At 55.2% G+C, this 19,736-nt stretch carries 23 protein-coding genes; 16 read left to right on the top strand and 7 right to left on the bottom strand.

All coding sequences use genetic code 11. From position 1 onward, the window contains the following. Window positions 1-5 precede the first annotated feature (5 nt). Entirely contained in the window at window positions 6-569 is a 564-nt protein-coding gene (gene pabA, locus IM291_RS21155; protein ID WP_182035562.1) for an aminodeoxychorismate synthase component 2, read from the top strand. Window positions 570-655: 86 nt separating this feature from the next. Beyond that, the gene (locus IM291_RS21150; protein ID WP_192831205.1) at window positions 656-1,876 is read left to right on the top strand and encodes an aspartate aminotransferase family protein; all 1,221 of its coding nucleotides are present in this window, start codon (window positions 656-658) and stop codon (window positions 1,874-1,876) included. Here IM291_RS21150 and IM291_RS21145 read toward each other — a convergent pair. Both IM291_RS21145 and crp read right to left on the bottom strand, forming a co-directional pair. After that, on the bottom strand, window positions 1,873-3,960 hold the full coding sequence (locus IM291_RS21145; RefSeq protein WP_059357226.1) for a YccS/YhfK family putative transporter: 2,088 nt from the start codon (window positions 3,958-3,960) through the stop codon (window positions 1,873-1,875). The genes IM291_RS21150 and IM291_RS21145 overlap by 4 nt on opposite strands. Window positions 3,961-4,017: 57 nt before the next feature. Continuing rightward, window positions 4,018-4,650 carry a cAMP-activated global transcriptional regulator CRP gene (gene crp / locus IM291_RS21140; protein WP_000242758.1) on the bottom strand — a complete coding sequence of 211 codons (633 nt, stop codon included), beginning with the start codon at window positions 4,648-4,650 and terminating at the stop codon, window positions 4,018-4,020. 311 nt (window positions 4,651-4,961) lie between these two features. Here crp and IM291_RS21135 point away from each other — a divergent pair, with 311 nt between their 5' ends. Next, a complete protein-coding gene (locus IM291_RS21135; protein WP_008503018.1) occupies window positions 4,962-5,366 on the top strand; it encodes an OsmC family protein in 405 nt (134 codons plus the stop codon). Window positions 5,367-5,432: 66 nt separating this feature from the next. Here the strand turns inward: IM291_RS21135 and IM291_RS21130 are convergent, their stop codons facing one another. From IM291_RS21130 to IM291_RS21115, 4 genes are all read right to left on the bottom strand, one after another. Then, window positions 5,433-6,302, bottom strand: coding sequence for a phosphoribulokinase (locus IM291_RS21130; protein WP_028014646.1), 870 nt, complete (start codon window positions 6,300-6,302; stop codon window positions 5,433-5,435). Window positions 6,303-6,332: 30 nt separating this feature from the next. Continuing rightward, window positions 6,333-6,551 (bottom strand): YheU family protein, encoded by a 219-nt coding sequence (locus tag IM291_RS21125; protein WP_013099053.1) that lies wholly within the window; start codon window positions 6,549-6,551, stop codon window positions 6,333-6,335. After that, the gene (locus tag IM291_RS21120; RefSeq protein WP_063438499.1) at window positions 6,548-7,570 is read right to left on the bottom strand and encodes a hydrolase; all 1,023 of its coding nucleotides are present in this window, start codon (window positions 7,568-7,570) and stop codon (window positions 6,548-6,550) included. Before IM291_RS21120 ends, IM291_RS21125 begins: the two co-directional genes overlap by 4 nt. A gap of 111 nt (window positions 7,571-7,681) precedes the next feature. Continuing rightward, on the bottom strand, window positions 7,682-9,586 hold the full coding sequence (locus IM291_RS21115; protein WP_192971928.1) for an ABC transporter ATP-binding protein: 1,905 nt from the start codon (window positions 9,584-9,586) through the stop codon (window positions 7,682-7,684). 132 nt (window positions 9,587-9,718) lie between these two features. On the opposite strand from IM291_RS21115, the gene kefG reads away from it, so the two are divergent. From kefG to slyD, 4 genes are all read left to right on the top strand, one after another. After that, window positions 9,719-10,270 carry a glutathione-regulated potassium-efflux system ancillary protein KefG gene (gene kefG / locus IM291_RS21110; RefSeq protein ID WP_006812200.1) on the top strand — a complete coding sequence of 184 codons (552 nt, stop codon included), beginning with the start codon at window positions 9,719-9,721 and terminating at the stop codon, window positions 10,268-10,270. Beyond that, on the top strand, window positions 10,270-12,075 hold the full coding sequence (gene kefB / locus IM291_RS21105) for a glutathione-regulated potassium-efflux system protein KefB (RefSeq protein ID WP_048998960.1): 1,806 nt from the start codon (window positions 10,270-10,272) through the stop codon (window positions 12,073-12,075). Before kefG ends, kefB begins: the two co-directional genes overlap by 1 nt. A gap of 13 nt (window positions 12,076-12,088) precedes the next feature. Next, window positions 12,089-12,289, top strand: a complete 201-nt coding sequence (locus IM291_RS21100; RefSeq protein WP_003861689.1) for a YheV family putative zinc ribbon protein — start codon at window positions 12,089-12,091, stop codon at window positions 12,287-12,289. 94 nt (window positions 12,290-12,383) lie between these two features. Then, window positions 12,384-12,974, top strand: a complete 591-nt coding sequence (gene slyD, locus IM291_RS21095; protein ID WP_192987591.1) for a peptidylprolyl isomerase — start codon at window positions 12,384-12,386, stop codon at window positions 12,972-12,974. 51 nt (window positions 12,975-13,025) lie between these two features. Here the strand turns inward: slyD and IM291_RS21090 are convergent, their stop codons facing one another. Further along, window positions 13,026-13,244, bottom strand: coding sequence for a protein SlyX (locus tag IM291_RS21090; RefSeq protein ID WP_028014642.1), 219 nt, complete (start codon window positions 13,242-13,244; stop codon window positions 13,026-13,028). A 238-nt stretch (window positions 13,245-13,482) separates the two neighbouring features. Here IM291_RS21090 and fkpA point away from each other — a divergent pair, with 238 nt between their 5' ends. The 9 genes from fkpA to IM291_RS21045 form a co-directional block, all read left to right on the top strand. Then, on the top strand, window positions 13,483-14,304 hold the full coding sequence (fkpA, locus tag IM291_RS21085; RefSeq protein WP_023331457.1) for an FKBP-type peptidyl-prolyl cis-trans isomerase: 822 nt from the start codon (window positions 13,483-13,485) through the stop codon (window positions 14,302-14,304). 165 nt (window positions 14,305-14,469) lie between these two features. Continuing rightward, window positions 14,470-15,192, top strand: a complete 723-nt coding sequence (locus IM291_RS21080; RefSeq protein ID WP_014885489.1) for a transcriptional regulator — start codon at window positions 14,470-14,472, stop codon at window positions 15,190-15,192. Continuing rightward, a complete protein-coding gene (gene tusD, locus IM291_RS21075) occupies window positions 15,192-15,578 on the top strand; it encodes a sulfurtransferase complex subunit TusD (protein ID WP_048998959.1) in 387 nt (128 codons plus the stop codon). The genes IM291_RS21080 and tusD overlap by 1 nt, the downstream gene beginning before the upstream one ends. Continuing rightward, window positions 15,578-15,937 (top strand): sulfurtransferase complex subunit TusC, encoded by a 360-nt coding sequence (gene tusC / locus IM291_RS21070; RefSeq protein WP_045630323.1) that lies wholly within the window; start codon window positions 15,578-15,580, stop codon window positions 15,935-15,937. Before tusD ends, tusC begins: the two co-directional genes overlap by 1 nt. Window positions 15,938-15,944: 7 nt before the next feature. Beyond that, entirely contained in the window at window positions 15,945-16,232 is a 288-nt protein-coding gene (gene tusB / locus IM291_RS21065) for a sulfurtransferase complex subunit TusB (RefSeq protein ID WP_041911943.1), read from the top strand. A 124-nt stretch (window positions 16,233-16,356) separates the two neighbouring features. Further along, window positions 16,357-16,731, top strand: coding sequence for a 30S ribosomal protein S12 (gene rpsL / locus IM291_RS21060; RefSeq protein ID WP_000246815.1), 375 nt, complete (start codon window positions 16,357-16,359; stop codon window positions 16,729-16,731). A gap of 96 nt (window positions 16,732-16,827) precedes the next feature. Beyond that, on the top strand, window positions 16,828-17,298 hold the full coding sequence (gene rpsG / locus IM291_RS21055; protein WP_003861706.1) for a 30S ribosomal protein S7: 471 nt from the start codon (window positions 16,828-16,830) through the stop codon (window positions 17,296-17,298). A 96-nt stretch (window positions 17,299-17,394) separates the two neighbouring features. Further along, the gene (gene fusA, locus IM291_RS21050) at window positions 17,395-19,509 is read left to right on the top strand and encodes an elongation factor G (protein WP_028014637.1); all 2,115 of its coding nucleotides are present in this window, start codon (window positions 17,395-17,397) and stop codon (window positions 19,507-19,509) included. Window positions 19,510-19,578: 69 nt separating this feature from the next. Further along, window positions 19,579-19,736, top strand: a 158-nt coding sequence (locus tag IM291_RS21045; RefSeq protein WP_227507214.1) for a GTP-binding protein, incomplete at its 3' end; no start/stop codon positions are given.

Genomic DNA, 19,736 nt, shown 5'->3' with positions numbered 1-19,736 from the left:
CCGCCATGATTCTGCTGATTGATAACTACGATTCCTTCACCTGGAACCTTTACCAGTATTTTTGTGAACTGGGTGCAGAGGTGGTTGTCCGCCGCAACGACGAACTCAGCCTGTCTGATATTGAGACGCTGGCTCCGCAGAAAATCGTCATTTCGCCGGGGCCGTGTACGCCATCGGAATCGGGCATTTCTCTGGAGGTTATTCACCACTATGCCGGCAGGCTGCCGATCCTGGGCGTCTGTCTCGGTCATCAGGCGATTGCCCAGGCATTTGGGGCTACCATCGTGCGTGCCGCGAAAGTGATGCACGGCAAAACCTCGCCGGTCACCCACACCGGCACGGGCGTATTCACAGGGCTCAATAACCCGCTAACCGTGACGCGCTACCATTCGCTGGTGATTGACCCACCGACGCTGCCCGACTGCTTTGACGTGACCGCCTGGAGCGATACGCAGGAGATCATGGGGATTCACCACCGCGAGTGGGATCTCGAAGGCGTCCAGTTCCACCCTGAAAGTATCCTCAGCGAGCAGGGGCACGCACTGCTGGCAAATTTCCTCAATCGCTGAATATCTGTTGCCTTGTTGTGAGTTTTTATGCATATTTTGTGATTATATTTTCACAATGAATGTGACATAAAATGGATGGGCATGACATGGCAACTGAACAACCAGCAATTACCCGCGCGACATTCGATGAAGTGATTCTGCCGATTTATGCACCGGCTGAATTTATCCCGGTGAAGGGGAAAGGCAGCCGCGTCTGGGATCAGCAGGGCAAGGAGTATGTGGATTTCGCGGGCGGTATTGCGGTCACGGCGCTGGGCCACTGCCATCCTGCGCTGGTGGACGCGCTGAAAACCCAGGGCGAAACCCTGTGGCACACCAGCAACGTGTTCACCAACGAACCTGCGCTGCGCCTGGGCCGCAAGATCATTGATGCCACGTTTGCCGAGCGCGTGCTGTTTATGAACTCCGGCACCGAAGCTAACGAAACCGCCTTTAAGCTGGCGCGCTACTACGCTACCACGCGCCACAGCCCGTACAAAACTAAAATCATCGCCTTCCATAACGCCTTCCACGGACGCTCTTTCTTTACCGTCTCCGTTGGCGGCCAGCCGAAGTATTCCGACGGCTTTGGTCCGAAACCAGCCGACATTATCCACGTGCCGTTTAACGATCTGCACGCGGTGAAAGCGGTGATGGACGACCACACCTGCGCGGTGGTGGTGGAGCCGATTCAGGGCGAAGGCGGCGTGACCGCGGCAACCCCGGAATTCCTGAAAGGGCTGCGCGAACTGTGCGACGAACATCAGGCGCTACTGGTGTTTGATGAAGTGCAGTGCGGGATGGGGCGTACCGGAGAGCTGTTTGCCTACATGCACTACGGCGTCACGCCGGATATTCTGACCAGCGCCAAAGCGCTCGGCGGCGGTTTTCCGGTGAGTGCGGTACTGACGACGCAGGAGATTGCCTCTGCGTTCCACGTCGGGTCTCACGGCTCGACCTACGGCGGTAACCCGCTGGCGAGCGCCGTGGCGGGTGCCGCGTTCGACATCATCAACACGCCAGAGGTGCTGAACGGCGTTAGCGCGAAGCGCGAGCTGTTTGTGCAGCATCTCCAGCAGATTAACAATAAGTACGACGTCTTCAGCGAGATCCGCGGCATGGGGCTGCTGATTGGTGCGGAGCTTAAGCCGCAGTACAAAGGCCGCGCGCGCGATTTCCTGCACGCAGCCGCCCACGAAGGGGTGATGGTGCTAAATGCCGGGCCTGACGTGATGCGCTTTGCGCCGTCGCTGGTGGTGGAAGAGAAAGATATTGACGACGGGTTAACCCGCTTTGCCGCGGCGGTCGAGAAGATCGTAAAAGACTAATACTCGGTTCGCTTTAACCGCCGCGTTAACCAAATGCCGTGATGCGGGCGCTGACGCCATGCCACCGACGAAATGGTGTGCATGGTGTTCAGATGTCCCAGCACGCGCTGCAAATGCTGCTCCAGGGTGCTCATCGGCCCGTGGGTCAGCGTCTCCGGTGCCTCCAGAATGTTCGAATCCCCCGACTCACCCGGCGCGTCATACTCCAGACGCTGCTGACACCGCTGCAACGCAATTTCACACGACTGCAAATAGCGCTGCGCCAGATCCGGCGTCAGCATGGTGTGCTCGCGCGCCAGCGTGGTCATGGCATTGATGTGCTCAACGATAAACTGGCTGTGCGTGACCCACAGCTTCATATCGGCAAGATAGTGTGAGTTAAAGCCCGGCTCCTGCATCGCCTGGTTGAGCGAGTTAAACAGAGCGTTGTGCGCCTGGTTGACCTTCATCCGCTGATACGCCAGCGGGGAGGGCTGCGGATCGTCGCTCAGGATCAGACGAATGGCCTGCTGATCGGCCTCCAGCGCGTCGTGGGCGTTCTGCCTCAGCAGCCCGCTCTGCCACTGCGGCCACAGCCAGACCATGCCGCCAAAGGCGATCAGGCAGCCAATCAGCGTGTCGATCAGGCGGGCAACGATGAACTGTTCGCCGTTAAGCGTCAGCAGCTGAAGGGTATATACCGCCGTCACCGTAAAGCCCACCATCGCCCAGCCGTAGTTTTTGCGAATGATTAGATAGCTTACCAGGGTGACCACCAGCATCCCTGCCAGGGTATAGCCCTCGGGCACGTGAAAATGCAGCGTCACGCCCGCAATAATCAGCCCCGCCATCGTGCCGCCTGCCCGGTGCAGAATGCGCACCCGCGTGGCGCCATAGCCGTTCTGGGTAACAAACAGCACGGTCATTAAGATCCAGTATGGTTTCGGCAGGTGGAGCGCCATGCCCATCAGGCTGGCGATACTGAGCATGACGCTAATCCTTGCAGCGTTGCGCAGAGCGGAAGATTTCAGAGACAGGTAGCTTCTCAGCGCCGGCAGCAGCGGCAGACGTTTCTGTTTATCCGCCATCAGGTCACGGGAATAAAGCGGGCGCTGGGTGCGCAGCACGCGGGCGATGCGGCTGAAGTGCCAGGCGGCAAACTGGCCGACCGGGTTATCCGGGTGCTGACGGGCAATTTTCTCCAGCGCGCCGAGCTGTTTGTCCATGTTAAAGCGCGTGGGGTAGCGGTGGTAGAGAATATCATCGGCCAGCACCCGCAGGCGCGCGGAGACGGTCTGCGCGTTCCAGCGGATCACCGCTTCGGCATGGCTGCGCTCAACCAGCTTTTGCACCTCCTGCGGGTGGTGAAGGCTAACGGAGATATGCTCCTGAAGATCCAGCCCCACCTGAAAGGTGCGCAACAGCCGTTTATATTCGTGGTTCTTGTTGGCGGCGAGCATATGCAGCTGCTGATAGCACTGGCTTATCAGGTCTACCACCTTTTGCTGGCGCGTCAGCAACGGCGGTAAGGATTTCTCCGGATCCGTATGCTGGGTGAGCAGGGTGTATTTGGCTTCACAGTAATCCGCAAGCTGCACGTAGAGCAGGCTCAGAGATTCGCGCAGCGGCTGCTCCCGCCACAGCCAGAACCAGAACCAGTTAAACAGCCCGTACCACAGCGTGCCGAGGGCGTAGATCAACAGCGGCTCCCACACGGGCATATTACCGGCGAGGCTCAGGGTGAAGATGGCCGCAATGAGTGACGCGGGAAGCAGACGGGCATGGAGCGAGCTGATTTCGGCGGTGACGCCGAGGGTCATCGCCAGCACGGTCAGGATCAGCGGCAGGGGAATATCACGAGCCAGCAGAAGCTGCACCGCGAGGCTACAGCCAGCAAACAGCGAGCCGCCAATTATCAGACGTTTGAAAAAGCGTTTATGGGGCGTGTCCAGACCGGCAATGTTGCAGCAGGCGGGGACGAGAGAAAACAGCAGGCCCTGCTGAAGATGTCCCAGGATCAGGCCCACGGCCACGGGAAGACACAGCACCAGCGTTTGTCGTAGTGCGTAGTTAACTTCCGGGTGATAGATCAGCCTGCGCCACATGGGGAATAGAGACAAAAACGGCGTGACACCTCGCGATGGCACGCCGTTTAGGCAGGATTAACGGGTTCCGTAAACCACGATGGTTTTACCGTGGGCGGAGATCAGGTTTTGATCTTCCAGCATTTTCAGAATACGGCCCACCGTTTCGCGGGAGCAACCGACGATCTGACCGATTTCCTGACGGGTAATTTTAATTTGCATGCCGTCCGGGTGGGTCATCGCGTCTGGCTGTTTCGCCAGGTTCAGCAGAGTCTGCGCGATACGGCCAGTCACGTCCAGGAAGGCGAGGTTACCCACTTTCTCTGACGTCACCTGCAGACGGCGCGCCATCTGGGAAGAAAGACGCATCAGGATGTCAGGGTTAACCTGAATCAGCTGACGGAATTTCTTATAAGAAATTTCAGCCACTTCACATGCTGTCTTTGCACGAACCCAGGCGCTACGTTCCTGGCCTTCTTCAAACAGGCCCAGTTCACCGATAAAATCGCCCTGGTTCAGATAGGAAAGGATCATCTCTTTGCCTTCCTCATCTTTGATCAGCACTGCCACCGAGCCTTTGACGATGTAATACAAGGTTTCCGCTTTTTCACCCTGGTGAATCAGCGTGCTCTTCGATGGGTACTTATGAATGTGGCAATGAGACAAGAACCATTCGAGAGTCGGGTCTGTTTGCGGTTTGCCAAGCACCATGCGCTGTTATCCTCTGTTATAAGCTGTCACCAGAGTCATCAGATGCATCCGGACTCTGGGGTTGCAATCGAATTCTTACCCATACCCTGGGAAGTCGGCTGTCGTAACGTTTCGCAGCCAGTAAAGTTTGATGTCCTCTGCATACATGTGTAACGTCAATGTATTACTGTAGCATCCTGAGTGTTTTAGCATAGCTTTTGCCGCGTGTCTCCTGGTGTCTCGCTTCAGCATGATGCAGGTCGCCTTCCATTGCGAGAAATGTAACGCACGCGTAATCTGTCACCAAAAATGCAACGTTGGAGTTAATGAATATGCAAGCGCGCGTGAAGTGGGTTGAAGGTTTAACGTTCCTGGGCGAGTCCGCATCAGGACACCAGATTTTGATGGATGGTAACTCCGGCGATAAAGCTCCAAGCCCAATGGAAATGGTGCTGATGGCGGCAGGCGGATGCAGCGCGATCGACGTGGTGTCGATTCTGCAAAAAGGCCGTCATGACGTGACGGATTGCGAGGTTAAACTCACCTCAGAGCGTCGCGAAGAGGCGCCACGCCTGTTTACCCACATTAATCTGCACTTTGTTGTCACCGGGAAAGAACTGAAAGACGCGGCGGTCTCACGCGCGGTGGATCTCTCTGCGGAGAAATACTGCTCTGTGGCGTTAATGCTGGAGAAAGCGGTAAAAATCACCCATTCGTATGAAGTGATCGAGGCTTAATTATTGGGGCATCGTGCGTGTTGATGCCCTCACCCTAACCCTCTCCCACGGGGAGAGGGAACATGTTCACGCGATCTGCTTCCCTTCCATCAGTCGCTCCACCAGCGGCGTCATGATCAGCTCCATTGCCAGCCCCATTTTTCCACCGGGAACCACTAACGTATTCATGTGGGAAATAAACGAGCCCTGCAGCATCGCCAGCAGCCAGGGGTAATCAATGCCTTCAAGATTGCGGAAGTGGATCACCACAAAGCTCTCATCCAACGACGGGATGCTTTTCGCCGCGAACGGATTGGAAGTGTCCACCGTCGGCACGCGCTGGAAGTTAATGTGCGTGCGGGAGAACTGCGGCGTGAGATAGTTGATGTAATCTTCCATGGAGCGCACCACCGAGTCCATTACCGCCTCGCGCGAATGGCCGCGCTCGCTCATGTCGCGCGTCAGCTTCTGGATCCACTCCAGGTTAACGATCGGCACCACCCCGACCAGCAGATCCACATGGCGCGCCACGTCGTGCTGAGGTGTGACAACGCCGCCGTGCAATCCTTCATAAAACAGCACGTCGGTGGGTTCCGGCAGCGGTTGCCAGGGGGTAAAGGTGCCCGGCACCTGATTCCAGGGTACGGCTTCGTCGTAGGTGTGCAGATACTTACGGGACTGCCCGGTACCGCTCTGACCGTATTCGCGGAAGGTTTGCTCCAGCAGGCCGAAATCATTGGCTTCCGGGCCAAAGTAGCTGATGTGTTTACCCAGATCGCGTGCCTTGCGGATCGCCATGTCCATCTCCGGACGCGTGTAGCGGTGAAAGCTGTCGCCTTCGACCTCCGCCGAACGGAGATTCAACTGGGCGAAAATCTTGCGAAAAGCGAGGCTGGTGGTGGTGGTTCCCGCACCACTCGACCCCGTAACGGCAATAATGGGATGTCTGGCAGACATAGCAACTCCCTGACGGAAAAGGTTGGAAGATCAGCCGTGAAACGCGTTGCGGGGCATGATATTGACCGTCTCATGCAGTTCTGACCACACCAGCACCACGTCGCCGCTTTTCAGCTGGCGTTTTACATCGTTGACCTTTTGCTCAAGCGAACGCTCATGTTCACCATAATCGGTGCCTTCGCGTAATACAAAGCTTTCAATCAGATTATCGAGCGTTTCGGGAGCCAGATCCTGCCAGGGAATGATCATTTTGCACCATCCAGATAAGGAGTCAGCCAGTCAGGAATGCGCGCTTCCAGCCACATTTTCGGCCTGCGCAGCGTGCCGCCGATGAACCCCACGTGGCCACCATGTTCGGTCAGCTGGTAGTGAACGTTGTCAGGCAGGAATTCCTGCGCGGGAATAGAGTGATGATCCATGAACGGGTCATCTTTGGCGTGAATAATCAGCGTCGGCTGCGTGATTTTGCTGAGCAGCGGCATGGCGCTGCACTGTCGGTAATAGTCGATAGCATCGGCGAAGCCGTGAATTTTGGCGGTGATCAGATCGTCGAATTCGCGGATGCAGCGTACCTTTTTCAGCTGGCGCAGGCTTACCGGCAGGGTATCCGGATAGGCCTTCAGCTTTCGCGCCGCGTTGGCTTTCAGCAGGTTGAGCAGATAGCGCTGATAGACGCGAGAAAAGCCTTTTTCCATGTGGTAGCTGCACTGCTCCAGCATAAACGGTGCGGAGACAATCACTGCCGCATTCAGCGGTACGCTTTCGCCCTCTTTGGCCAGCAGACAGGCGAGCATATTACCGCCCAGCGAGTAGCCCACGGCGGCCGTTGGCGCGGTGCCATAATTTTCCCGCAGCCAGTGCAGAAACCACGTGCCATCTTCGGTTTCACCCGAGTGATAAATGCGTTTCTGACGATTCGGCTCGCCGCTACAGCCGCGAAAATGCATCACCACGCCGAGCCAGCCGCGCGCTTTGGCGGCCTCAATTAACCCATGCGCATACGGACTGTGCAGGCTGCCTTCTAAACCGTGAAAAACCACCAGACGCGGCTTATGAAGAGCCTGTTCCGGCGCTTCGCTCCAGGCGAGATCCAGAAAATCACCGTCCGGCAGATCGAGCCGTTGCCAGTGCGGAGTGAACTGGACCTTGCGGCGGATCAGCCGCGGCAGCATGGTCTGCAAATGGCAGTTGGTCACGCCGCGCATGGGCACGAACTCGGTGCTGTCTTCGGCTGTAATGTCGAAGTCTGATGGAATGATTTGGGTCATAAGGACGATGCTAATTCTTGTCAGAAATTCACTATACTTTCCGAATTGTACCCCGTTTAGCCTGGATTTCCGAACCAGAGATAGATTCCGTTCGCACAACGGGGTAAAAATTCAGTCTGCCTGCAGCATCGCTTCCAGCTGTTCCTGCGCGTCCAGCCATGCCATTTCGCACTCTTCGAGGCTGGATTTGGCTTTCGCCTGCGTTTGCAGACAATCCGTTAGCTCCGCTTTACGGCTCTGATCGTACAGGTCGCTGTCGCCCAGCTTCTCTTCGACGGCGGCAAGCGTGGCGTTGAGCTTTTCCATCTCTTTTTCAAGACGGGCAATCTCTTTACGCAGCGGCTGGGTCTGGGTGCGCAGTTCCGCTTCGCGGCGCTTCTGGTCTTTACGCGACTGTGCGCTGTTGACGTTGTCTTTCGCTGACTCTTCCGGCTGGTTTTCCTGCTTTTGTACGTCCGTGAGCCACTGCTGGTAGTCTTCAAGATCGCCGTCGAACGGTTCGACTTTGCCGCCGTGTACCAGGTAGAGATCGTCGGTGGTGGAGCGGATCAGGTGGCGATCGTGCGACACGACAACCAGTGCGCCTTCGAACTCAATCAGCGCTTCGGTCAGCGCCTGACGCATGTCGAGATCCAGGTGGTTGGTCGGTTCATCGAGCAGCAGCAGGTTGGGTTTCTGCCAGACGATCAGCGCCAGCACCAGACGGGCTTTTTCGCCGCCCGAGAAACGCTCGGTGTTTTCGGTCACCTTATCGCCCTGGAAGCCGAAGCCGCCGAGGTAGTCGCGCAGCTTCTGCTCCATTTCCTGCGGCGCAAGACGCGCCAGATGCTGAATCGGGGATTCATCCGCGCGTAAAAATTCCAGCTGATGCTGGGCGAAATAGCCAAGCTTAATGCCCTTCGCCAGGCCGATTTCACCGCTGGTTGGGTTAAGCTCGCCCGCGAGCAGCTTAATTAATGTTGATTTACCGGCGCCGTTGCGCCCCAGCAGGCCAATGCGCGAACCCGGCACCAGGTTAAGCTTGATAGAGTCGAGGATGATGCGATCCCCATAACCCGCGCTGACCTTTTCCATCTTCAGAAGCGGGTTCGGCAGGCTTTCCGGCGCGCGGAAGCTGAAGTGGAACGGGTTGTCCACGTGCGCCGGGGCAATCATCTCCATGCGTTCCAGCATCTTGATGCGGCTCTGGGCCTGCTTGGCTTTTGACGCTTTAGCTTTGAAGCGATCCACGAAGCTCTGCAGGTGCGCCACGCGCTGCTGTTGGCTTTCATACATCGACTGCTGCTGGGCAAGGCGCGTCGCGCGCTGGCGCTCGAAAGAGCTGTAGTTGCCGGTGTACTCGAACATGGTTTGCTGTTCGATATGAATGATTTTATCCACCACCGGGTCGAGGAAGTCGCGGTCGTGGGAGATGAGAATCAGAGTGCCCTGATAGCTCTTGAGCCACTTCTCGAGCCAAATAACCGCATCGAGATCGAGGTGGTTGGTCGGTTCATCGAGCAGGAGCAGGTCTGAGCGGCAGATCAGCGCCTGCGCCAGGTTGAGGCGCATGCGCCAGCCGCCGGAGAAGTCGCTTACCGGGCGTTCAAGCTGTTCATTGCTGAAGCCCAGGCCGTGCAGCAGGCTGGAGGCGCGGGAGCGAATGGTCCACGCGTCGATGGCGTCCAGCTTGCCGTGAACGGTAGCGATGGCGTGACCGTCGTTGCGCTCGTTGGCCGCGTTGAGTTCCGCTTCGAGCTTACGGTATTCGCGATCGCCGTCGATAACATAGTCGAGCGCCGGTTCGCTCAGGGCTGGCGTCTCCTGGTTTACCCACGCGAGCTGCCAGTTCCCCGGGAAGGTAAAGTTACCGCCATCCGCGCTAATCTCGTTTTTCAGCAGCGCCAGCAGGGTGGATTTACCGCAGCCGTTTTTGCCGACCAGACCCACTTTCTGGCCCGGGTTGATGGTAGCAGTGGCGTTATCCAGCAGGACGCGCACGCCGCGACGAATTTGTAACGAGGAGAAAACAATCATAGAAGCGCCGTATGTTCCGACTATGTTAATTTGTCATTATGATAATGTAAGGTGTGGGCCATTTTCCCCACCGGGCCGCCATGGTAGCCCAAAACGACAACAATACACAAAAACAGAACCGGGAGGGGAGTGATGTCTCAGACAGCGAAAGTGCTGCTGCTGTATGCCCATCCGGAATCTCAGGACTCGGTGGCGAACCGGGTGCTGCTTAAGCCGGCCACACAGCTCAGTAACGTCACGGTGCACGATCTCTACGCGCACTATCCTGATTTCTTTATCGATATTCCTTACGAGCAGGAACTGCTGCGTCAGCACGACGTGATTGTGTTCCAGCATCCGCTCTATACCTACAGCTGTCCGGCGCTGCTGAAAGAGTGGCTGGACCGCGTGCTGAGCCGGGGCTTCTCCAGCGGGGTGGGGGGCAACCAGCTGGCGGGAAAGTACTGGCGCAGTGTGATCACCACCGGTGAACCCGAAAGCGCTTACCGTCACGACGGGCTGAACCGCTACCCCATGAGCGACATCCTGAGGCCGTTCGAGCTGACGGCGGCCATGTGCCGCATGCACTGGATGAGCCCGATTATTGTTTACTGGGCGCGGCGTCAGGATCCGAAAGCGCTCGCAAGCCACGCCAGAGCCTACGGCGAATGGCTGGCATCACCGATTCCGGCAGGAGGTCGTTAATGGAAGGATCGAATTTACTCCTCGCCGGGGTGCTGTTTTTATTTGCCGCCGTCGTCGCGGTGCCGCTTGCTGCGCGTATCGGTATCGGGGCGGTGCTGGGGTATTTGCTCGCGGGGATCGCCATTGGCCCATGGGGACTGGGTTTCATCAGCGACGTGGATGAAATTCTCCACTTCTCGGAGCTCGGCGTGGTGTTCCTGATGTTCATCATCGGCCTCGAACTGAACCCCTCGAAGCTGTGGCAGCTTCGACGCTCTATCTTTGGCGTGGGCGCCGCGCAGGTGCTGTTTAGCGCCGCGATTCTGGCTGGCCTGTTAATGCTGACCAACTTTTCCTGGCAGGCGGCGGTGATTGGCGGGATTGGTCTCGCAATGTCGTCAACGGCGATGGCGCTGCAGCTGATGCGCGACAAGGGGATGAACCGCAATGAGGCCGGACAGCTGGGCTTTTCGGTGCTGCTGTTCCAGGATTTAGCGGTGATCCCGGCGCTGGCGCTGGTGCCGCTGCTGGCGGGCTCGGGCGACGATCACTTCGACTGGGCAAAAATTTCCATGAAGGTGCTGGCCTTCGCGGGCATGCTGATTGGCGGACGTTTCCTGTTACGTCCGGTGTTCCGCTTTATTGCCGCCTCGGGCGTGCGCGAGGTGTTTACCGCCGCGACGCTGCTGCTGGTGCTCGGCTCGGCGCTGTTTATGGACGCGCTGGGGCTGTCGATGGCGCTGGGCACCTTTATTGCCGGCGTGCTGCTGGCGGAGAGTGAATATCGGCACGAACTGGAAATTGCCATCGATCCCTTCAAAGGGCTGCTGTTAGGCCTGTTCTTTATTTCGGTGGGAATGGCGCTCAATCTTGGCGTGCTTTATACCCATTTGCTCTGGGTTGCGGTGAGTGTTGCGATCCTGGTGGCGGTGAAAATGCTGGTGCTGTACGTCATGGCGCGTATCTACGGGTTGCGCAGTTCGGAACGCATGCAGTTTGCCAGCGTGTTGAGCCAGGGTGGCGAGTTTGCGTTTGTGCTGTTCTCCACCGCCTCCTCCCAGAAGCTGTTTAAAGATGACCAGATGGCGCTGCTGCTGGTGACGGTAACGCTGTCGATGATGACCACGCCTCTGCTGATGAAGATGGTGGATAAACTCCTGTCGCGCCGCCTGAATCCGGCAGACGATGAAGATGAAGCGCCGTGGGTAGAAGACGATAAGCCGCAGGTGATCGTCGTGGGCTTCGGCCGCTTCGGGCAGGTGATTGGCCGCCTGTTGATGGCGAACAAAATGCGCATTACGGTGCTGGAGCGCGATATCAGCGCGGTCAACCTGATGCGCAAATATGGCTACAAGGTCTATTACGGCGATGCCACTCAGCTTGAGCTTCTGCGCTCGGCCGGGGCAGAAGCGGCAGAGTCCATCGTGATTACCTGTAACGACCCGGAAGACACGATGAAGCTGGTGGATCTTTGCCAGCAGCATTTCCCGCACCTGAATATTCTGGCGCGTGCCCGGGGGCGTGTTGAAGCTCACGAATTGTTGCAGGCAGGTGTGAAACACTTCTCCCGTGAGACGTTCTCCAGTGCGCTGGAGCTGGGGCGCAAGGCGCTGATCTCGCTTGGCATGCATCCTCACCAGGCGCAGCGCGCCCAGATGCACTTCCGCCGGCTGGATATGCGCATGCTGCGCGAATTAATGCCGGTACATAGCGATACGGCGCAGATCTCCCGCGTGCGGGAAGCGCGTCGCGAGCTGGAGGAGATTTTTCAGCGAGAGATGCAGCAGGAACGACGCCAGCTCGACGGCTGGGATGAATTTGAATAAAGGGTAACGAAAGATGGCTGTACGTAAACGCTTTATCGCGGGTGCAAAGTGCCCGTCTTGCCAGGCTCAAGATACGCTGGCCATGTGGCGCGAAAATAATATTGATATAGTTGAGTGCGTTAAGTGCGGTCACCAGATGCGTGAGGCCGACAAAGAAGCACGCGATCACGTTCGCAAAGAAGAGCAAGTGATCGGCATTTTTCATCCAGACTAGCGATATGCTCTGAGTTTTTTTAAGCTTAAGGGTACACGGGTGCAGATTTCCGCTACAATCTGCGCCAGCAATTTTCCCACGCTCAGGAGATATCATGAAAGTAGCAAAAGACCTGGTGGTCAGCCTGGCCTATCAGGTACGTACAGAAGACGGTATGTTGGTTGATGAGTCTCCGGTGAGTGCGCCGCTGGACTACCTGCATGGTCACGGTTCCCTGATTTCCGGCCTGGAAACTGCGCTGGAAGGTCATGAAGTTGGCGATAAATTCGACGTTGCTGTAGGCGCAAACGACGCTTACGGTCAGTATGATGACAACCTGGTTCAGCGCGTTCCTAAAGACGTGTTCATGGGCGTTGACGAGCTGCAGGTTGGCATGCGCTTCCTGGCTGAAACTGACCAAGGTCCGGTTCCTGTTGAAATCACTGAAGTTGAAGACGACCACGTTGTAGTTGACGGCAACCATATGCTGGCTGGCCAGAACCTGAAGTTCAACGTAGAAGTTGTTGCGATCCGTGAAGCGACCGAAGAAGAGCTGGCCCATGGCCACGTTCACGGTGCGCATGGTCACGACCATGATCACGATCACGGCCACGACGGCTGCTGCGGTGGTCACGGCCACGACCATGGTCATGACCACGGCCACGGTAAAGGTGGTTGCGGCAACGGCGGCTGCGGTTGCCACTAATTCCGTCATGCGGAAAATAAAAAAGCGGGATAATCCCGCTTTTTTTACGCCTCAATAATGAGGTGGTGGCGTCTCTTCCGACTGAGAGGCAATATTTGACGGCTGCGTCGCCTTCAGCTTTTCCGTCAGCAGGCGCATATGATCCCGCAGTTTCGCCATTTCGAGTTCGTGCGCGGTCACGGTCTGGTTAAGCTCTTCGATGGTGATGTCCTGAAAAGCCAGGCGGCTTTCCAGCTCAGCCATTCTCGCTTCTATCATTGTGTCCTTCATCATTCACCTCGTTTATATCTGATACGCCATATTGGCCCAGCGGCGGCGCAGTTTAACTGAGTTTATCCTTAAGTGCAGTCTCTATCCCGTTGGCAAGAAACTTATTTAAACAAAAATAGTCTGAAAAGTGGCGAGAATTGGAAGTGTCTGTCTGTAGATTTCTTCCGCAACGTTTTATAGTACGTCACTCATTTACGTTTAACGCTGGGGTGAGAGTCCCCAGGCCCTGGAGATATGGATGAAATCACTGTTTAAAGTAACGCTGCTGGCGACGACGATGGCTGTTGCACTGAACGCGCCGCTGTCATTCGCTGCTGATACTGCTGCGAAGCCTGCTGCCACTGCAGACAGCAAAGCGGCGTTCAAAAATGACGACCAGAAATCCGCCTACGCACTGGGCGCATCTCTGGGCCGCTACATGGAAAACTCTCTGAAAGAACAAGAGAAACTGGGCATCAAACTGGACAAAGCCCAGCTGATCGCGGGTGTTCAGGACGCTTTTGCTGATAAGAGCAAACTGTCTGACCAGGAAATCGAACAGACTCTGCAGGCGTTCGAAGCGCGCGTGAAGGGTGCCGCTCAGACCAAGATGGAAGCGGACGCTAAAGACAACGAAGCGAAAGGCAAAGCCTACCGCGACACCTTTGCTAAAGAGAAGGGTGTGAAAACCTCTTCTACTGGTCTGGTGTACAAAGTTGAGAAAGAAGGTACCGGTGATGCGCCTAAAGACAGCGACACCGTTGTGGTGAACTACAAAGGTACGCTGATCGACGGTAAAGAGTTCGATAACTCTTACACCCGTGGTGAACCTCTTTCCTTCCGTCTTGACGGTGTGATCCCAGGCTGGACTGAAGGCCTGAAAAACATCAAAAAAGGCGGCAAAATCAAGCTGGTTATCCCACCGGATCTGGCCTATGGCAAAACTGGCGTCCCGGGTATTCCGGCAAACTCCACGCTGGTCTTCGACGTAGAGCTGCTGGACATCAAACCAGCGCCGAAAGCGGATGCGAAACCGGAAGCGCAGGCAGATCAGAAAGCTGCGACAGACGCTAAGAAGTAATGTGATGCAAACCGCCGCCTTTTAAGGCGGCGGTTTTTTATTGTGGGGCAGATATAATTAACACTGGAAAGCGTTAGGCACGCTGTATTAATTTAGTTGTCCGTGTAGATAATGAGCCTGCCCTGAAAACCTAACGACAGGCTCCTGAAAAGGAGTGTTTTTTTCATGTCCAGGTCGCTTTTAACCAACGAAACCAGTGAACTTGATTTGCTGGATCAACGTCCTTTTGACCAGACCGACTTCGATATTCTGAAATCCTATGAAGCGGTAGTGGACGGGTTAGCGATGCTCATTGGTTCCCACTGCGAAATCGTATTGCACTCCCTGCAAGATCTGAAGTGTTCCGCCATCCGCATTGCTAATGGTGAGCATACCGGCCGTAAAATTGGTTCGCCAATTACCGACCTTGCATTGCGTATGTTGCATGACATGACCGGCGCGGACAGCAGCGTCTCAAAATGTTATTTCACCCGCGCCAAAAGCGGCGTGCTGATGAAATCAGAAACCATCGCGATTCGAAATCGCGAGCATCGTGTGATTGGGCTGCTGTGCATCAACATGAACCTTGATGTGCCATTCTCGCAGATCATGAGCACCTTTATTCCGCCAGAAACGCCAGACGTTGGCTCTTCTGTTAACTTTGCCTCCTCCGTTGAAGATCTCGTCACGCAGACGCTTGAGTTCACCATTGAAGAGGTCAATGCTGACCGCAACGTATCGAACAACGCCAAGAATCGCCAGATCGTACTCAATCTCTACGAGAAAGGGATTTTCGACATTAAAGATGCCATCAACCAGGTGGCCGATCGTCTGAACATCTCCAAGCATACGGTTTACCTCTACATCCGTCAGTTCAAAAGCGGCGATTTCGTGGGGCAAGATAAGTAATGCGTTTTGCATTAATGGTGACGGGCCCGGCGTATGGGACTCAACAGGCCAGCAGCGCGCTGCAGTTTGCGCATGCGCTGCTGGCGACCGGACACGAACTGGCGAGCGTCTTCTTCTATCGGGAAGGGGTGTATAACGCGAACCAGTTTACGTCGCCGGCGAGCGACGAGTTTGATCTGGTCCGCGCCTGGCAGGCGTTAAATGAAAAGCAGGGCGTTGAGCTGCATATCTGCGTGGCGGCGGCGCTGCGTCGCGGCGTGACGGATGCAGCCGAAGCCGAGCGCCTGGGATTATCAGGCGCTAACCTGCAGCCTGGTTTTTCGTTGAGTGGTCTGGGCGCATTGGCTCAGGCGGCGTTAACCTGCGACAGATTGGTGCAATTCTGATGAAGCGTGTGGCATTTGTTTTTTCTTCTGCGCCGCACGGCAGCACCTCTGGCCGCGAAGGCCTGGATGCGCTGCTTGCGACATCGGCGTTAACAGAAGATATCGGTGTCTTCTTTCTGGGGGACGGCGTGCTTCAGCTTCTGGCGGGCCAACAGCCGCAGGCCATTCTGGCGCGCGACTACATCGCCACCTTCAAAGTGCTGCCGCTTTACGATATCGAAACCTGCTATGTCTGTGCCGACTCTTTAACGGCGCGCGGTTTAAGCGATAAGACGCCTTTTGTGCTGGATGTGACGACCTTACCTGCCGCAGCACTGCGTGAACAACTATCCCACTACGACACCATTCTGACTTTCTGAGGCTTCCATGCTCCATATTCTCAGCCATTCACCATGGCAATGTGATATCGACACGCTGTTGAGCATGCTGCGCGAAGGTGACGATCTGCTGCTGATTCAGGATGGCGTGCTCGCTGCACTTGAAGGTGGACGTTTCGTTGAAATTCTCACGAATGCCCCCATAACGGTCTCTGCGCTGAAGGACGATCTGGATGCGCGGGGTCTTTCTGGTCAAATTTCAGCCAAAATTGACGTGGTTGGCTATACTGATTTCGTCAATCTTACTGTGACGCACGCCAGTCAAATGAACTGGTGATTTGAGATCGCTGTATATTTCTTGACACCTTTTCGACGTAGCCCTAAAATTTCGCGTCCTCATATTGTATGAGGTCGTTTTATTACGTGTTTACGAAGCAAAAGCTAAAACCAGGAGCTATTTAATGGCAACAGTTAACCAGCTGGTACGCAAACCACGTGCACGCAAAGTTGCAAAAAGCAACGTGCCTGCGCTGGAAGCCTGCCCGCAGAAACGTGGCGTATGTACTCGTGTATATACCACCACTCCTAAAAAACCAAACTCCGCACTGCGTAAAGTATGCCGTGTGCGTTTGACTAACGGTTTCGAAGTGACTTCCTACATCGGTGGTGAAGGTCACAACCTGCAGGAGCACTCCGTGATCCTGATCCGTGGCGGTCGTGTTAAAGACCTTCCGGGTGTTCGTTACCACACCGTTCGTGGTGCGCTGGACTGCTCAGGTGTTAAAGACCGTAAGCAGGCTCGCTCCAAGTACGGCGTGAAGCGTCCTAAGGCTTAATGGTTCTCCGTTAAGTAAGGCCAAACTGATTTATCTTAATGTCAAACTAAACTCGTAGAGTTTTGGACAATCCTGAATTAACAACGGAGTATTCCCATGCCACGTCGTCGCGTCATTGGTCAGCGTAAAATTCTTCCAGATCCGAAGTTCGGATCAGAACTGCTGGCAAAATTTGTAAATATCCTGATGGTAGATGGTAAAAAATCTACTGCAGAAGCAATCGTATACAGCGCGCTGGAGACCCTGGCTCAGCGTTCTGGTAAAAATGAACTGGAAGCTTTCGAAGTCGCTCTCGACAACGTTCGCCCAACTGTAGAAGTTAAGTCCCGCCGCGTTGGTGGTTCTACTTATCAGGTTCCAGTTGAAGTTCGTCCGGTTCGTCGTAATGCCCTGGCAATGCGTTGGATCGTTGAAGCTGCTCGTAAACGCGGTGATAAATCCATGGCTCTGCGTCTGGCGAACGAACTTTCTGATGCTGCAGAAAACAAAGGTACTGCAGTTAAGAAACGTGAAGACGTTCACCGTATGGCAGAAGCCAACAAGGCGTTCGCACACTACCGTTGGTAATCCCTTCGGAGTATTAGTCACCAGGCGGGCGCTTCAGAGAAGCTGCCCGCTCTGGGTAACTTAACTGAACGCCTAAAGAAACAAACGAGGAATCAAATGGCTCGTACAACACCCATCGCACGCTACCGTAACATCGGTATCAGTGCGCACATCGACGCCGGTAAGACCACTACTACCGAACGTATTCTGTTCTACACCGGTGTAAACCATAAAATCGGTGAAGTTCATGACGGCGCAGCCACCATGGACTGGATGGAACAGGAGCAGGAGCGTGGTATTACCATCACCTCCGCAGCGACTACTGCATTCTGGTCAGGTATGGCTAAGCAGTACGAACCGCATCGCGTAAACATCATCGACACCCCGGGCCACGTTGACTTCACCATCGAAGTAGAACGTTCCATGCGTGTTCTTGACGGCGCGGTAATGGTTTATTGCGCAGTTGGTGGTGTTCAGCCACAGTCTGAAACCGTATGGCGTCAGGCGAACAAATATAAAGTTCCACGCATCGCGTTCGTTAACAAAATGGACCGTATGGGTGCTAACTTCCTGAAAGTTGTTGGCCAGATCAAAACCCGTCTGGGCGCGAACCCTGTTCCGCTGCAGCTGGCAATTGGTGCTGAAGAAGGCTTCACCGGCGTTATCGACCTGGTGAAAATGAAAGCCATCAACTGGAACGATGCAGACCAGGGCGTTACCTTCGAATACGAAGATATCCCGGCTGAGATGCAGGACCTGGCTGACGAATGGCACCAGAACCTGATCGAATCCGCTGCTGAAGCTTCTGAAGAGCTGATGGAGAAATACCTGGGTGGTGAAGAACTGTCTGAAGAAGAGATCAAAAAAGCTCTGCGTCAGCGCGTTCTGAACAACGAAATCATCCTGGTAACCTGTGGTTCTGCGTTCAAGAACAAAGGTGTTCAGGCGATGCTGGATGCGGTAGTTGACTACCTGCCATCCCCGGTTGACGTTCCTGCGATCAACGGCATCCTGGACGACGGTAAAGATACTCCGGCTGAGCGTCACGCAAGTGATGACGAGCCGTTCTCTGCACTGGCGTTCAAAATTGCTACCGACCCATTCGTGGGTAACCTGACCTTCTTCCGCGTTTACTCTGGTGTGGTTAACTCTGGTGACACCATCCTGAACTCCGTGAAAGCGGCGCGTGAACGTTTTGGCCGTATCGTACAGATGCACGCTAACAAACGTGAAGAGATCAAAGAAGTTCGTGCGGGCGACATCGCTGCAGCTATCGGTCTGAAAGACGTGACCACTGGTGACACCCTGTGTGACCCGGATCACCCGATCATTCTGGAGCGTATGGAATTCCCTGAGCCGGTAATCTCCATCGCGGTTGAACCAAAAACCAAAGCTGACCAGGAAAAAATGGGTCTGGCTCTGGGCCGTCTGGCGAAAGAAGACCCATCATTCCGCGTATGGACTGATGAAGAATCTAACCAGACCATCATCGCTGGTATGGGTGAACTGCACCTGGACATCATCGTTGACCGTATGAAGCGTGAATTCAACGTTGAAGCGAACGTGGGTAAACCTCAGGTTGCTTACCGCGAAGCGATTCGCGCGAAAGTTACCGATGTTGAAGGTAAACACGCTAAGCAGTCTGGTGGTCGCGGTCAGTACGGTCACGTTGTGATCGACATGTACCCACTGGAGCCGGGCTCTAACCCGAAAGGTTACGAGTTCATCAACGACATCAAAGGTGGTGTAATTCCTGGCGAATACATCCCAGCCGTTGATAAAGGTATCCAGGAACAGCTGAAAGCGGGCCCTCTGGCTGGCTATCCGGTTGTTGACATGGGTATCCGTCTGCACTTCGGTTCTTACCACGACGTTGACTCCTCTGAACTGGCGTTTAAACTGGCTGCGTCTATTGCCTTTAAAGAAGGCTTTAAGAAAGCAAAACCAGTTCTGCTTGAGCCAATCATGAAGGTTGAAGTAGAAACTCCTGAAGAGAACACCGGTGACGTTATCGGTGACTTGAGCCGTCGTCGCGGTATGCTGCGTGGTCAGGAATCCGAAGTAACTGGCGTTAAGATCCACGCTGAAGTTCCGCTGTCTGAAATGTTCGGATATGCAACTCAGCTGCGTTCTCTGACCAAAGGTCGTGCATCATACACCATGGAATTCCTGAAGTATGATGATGCGCCTAACAACGTTGCTCAGGCCGTTATTGAAGCCCGTGGTAAGTAATCCACAGGATTAAAACCTAAGTCCCGTGCTCTCTCCAGAGGGGAGAGCACTATAGTAAGGAATATAGCCGTGTCTAAAGAAAAATTTGAACGTACAAAACCGCACGTCAACGTTGGTACTATCGGCCACGTTGACCATGGTAAAACTACCCTGACCGCTGCAATCACTACCGTTCTGGCTAAAACCTACGGTGGTTCTGCTCGTGCATTCGACCAGATCGATAACGC

This window comes from Enterobacter cloacae complex sp. P27C (assembly GCF_014895705.1).
In the GTDB taxonomy this organism is placed as follows: domain Bacteria; phylum Pseudomonadota; class Gammaproteobacteria; order Enterobacterales; family Enterobacteriaceae; genus Enterobacter; species Enterobacter bugandensis.
Note: the sequence above shows the minus strand (reverse complement) of the source record. Positions and strands in the feature narration are given on the sequence as shown.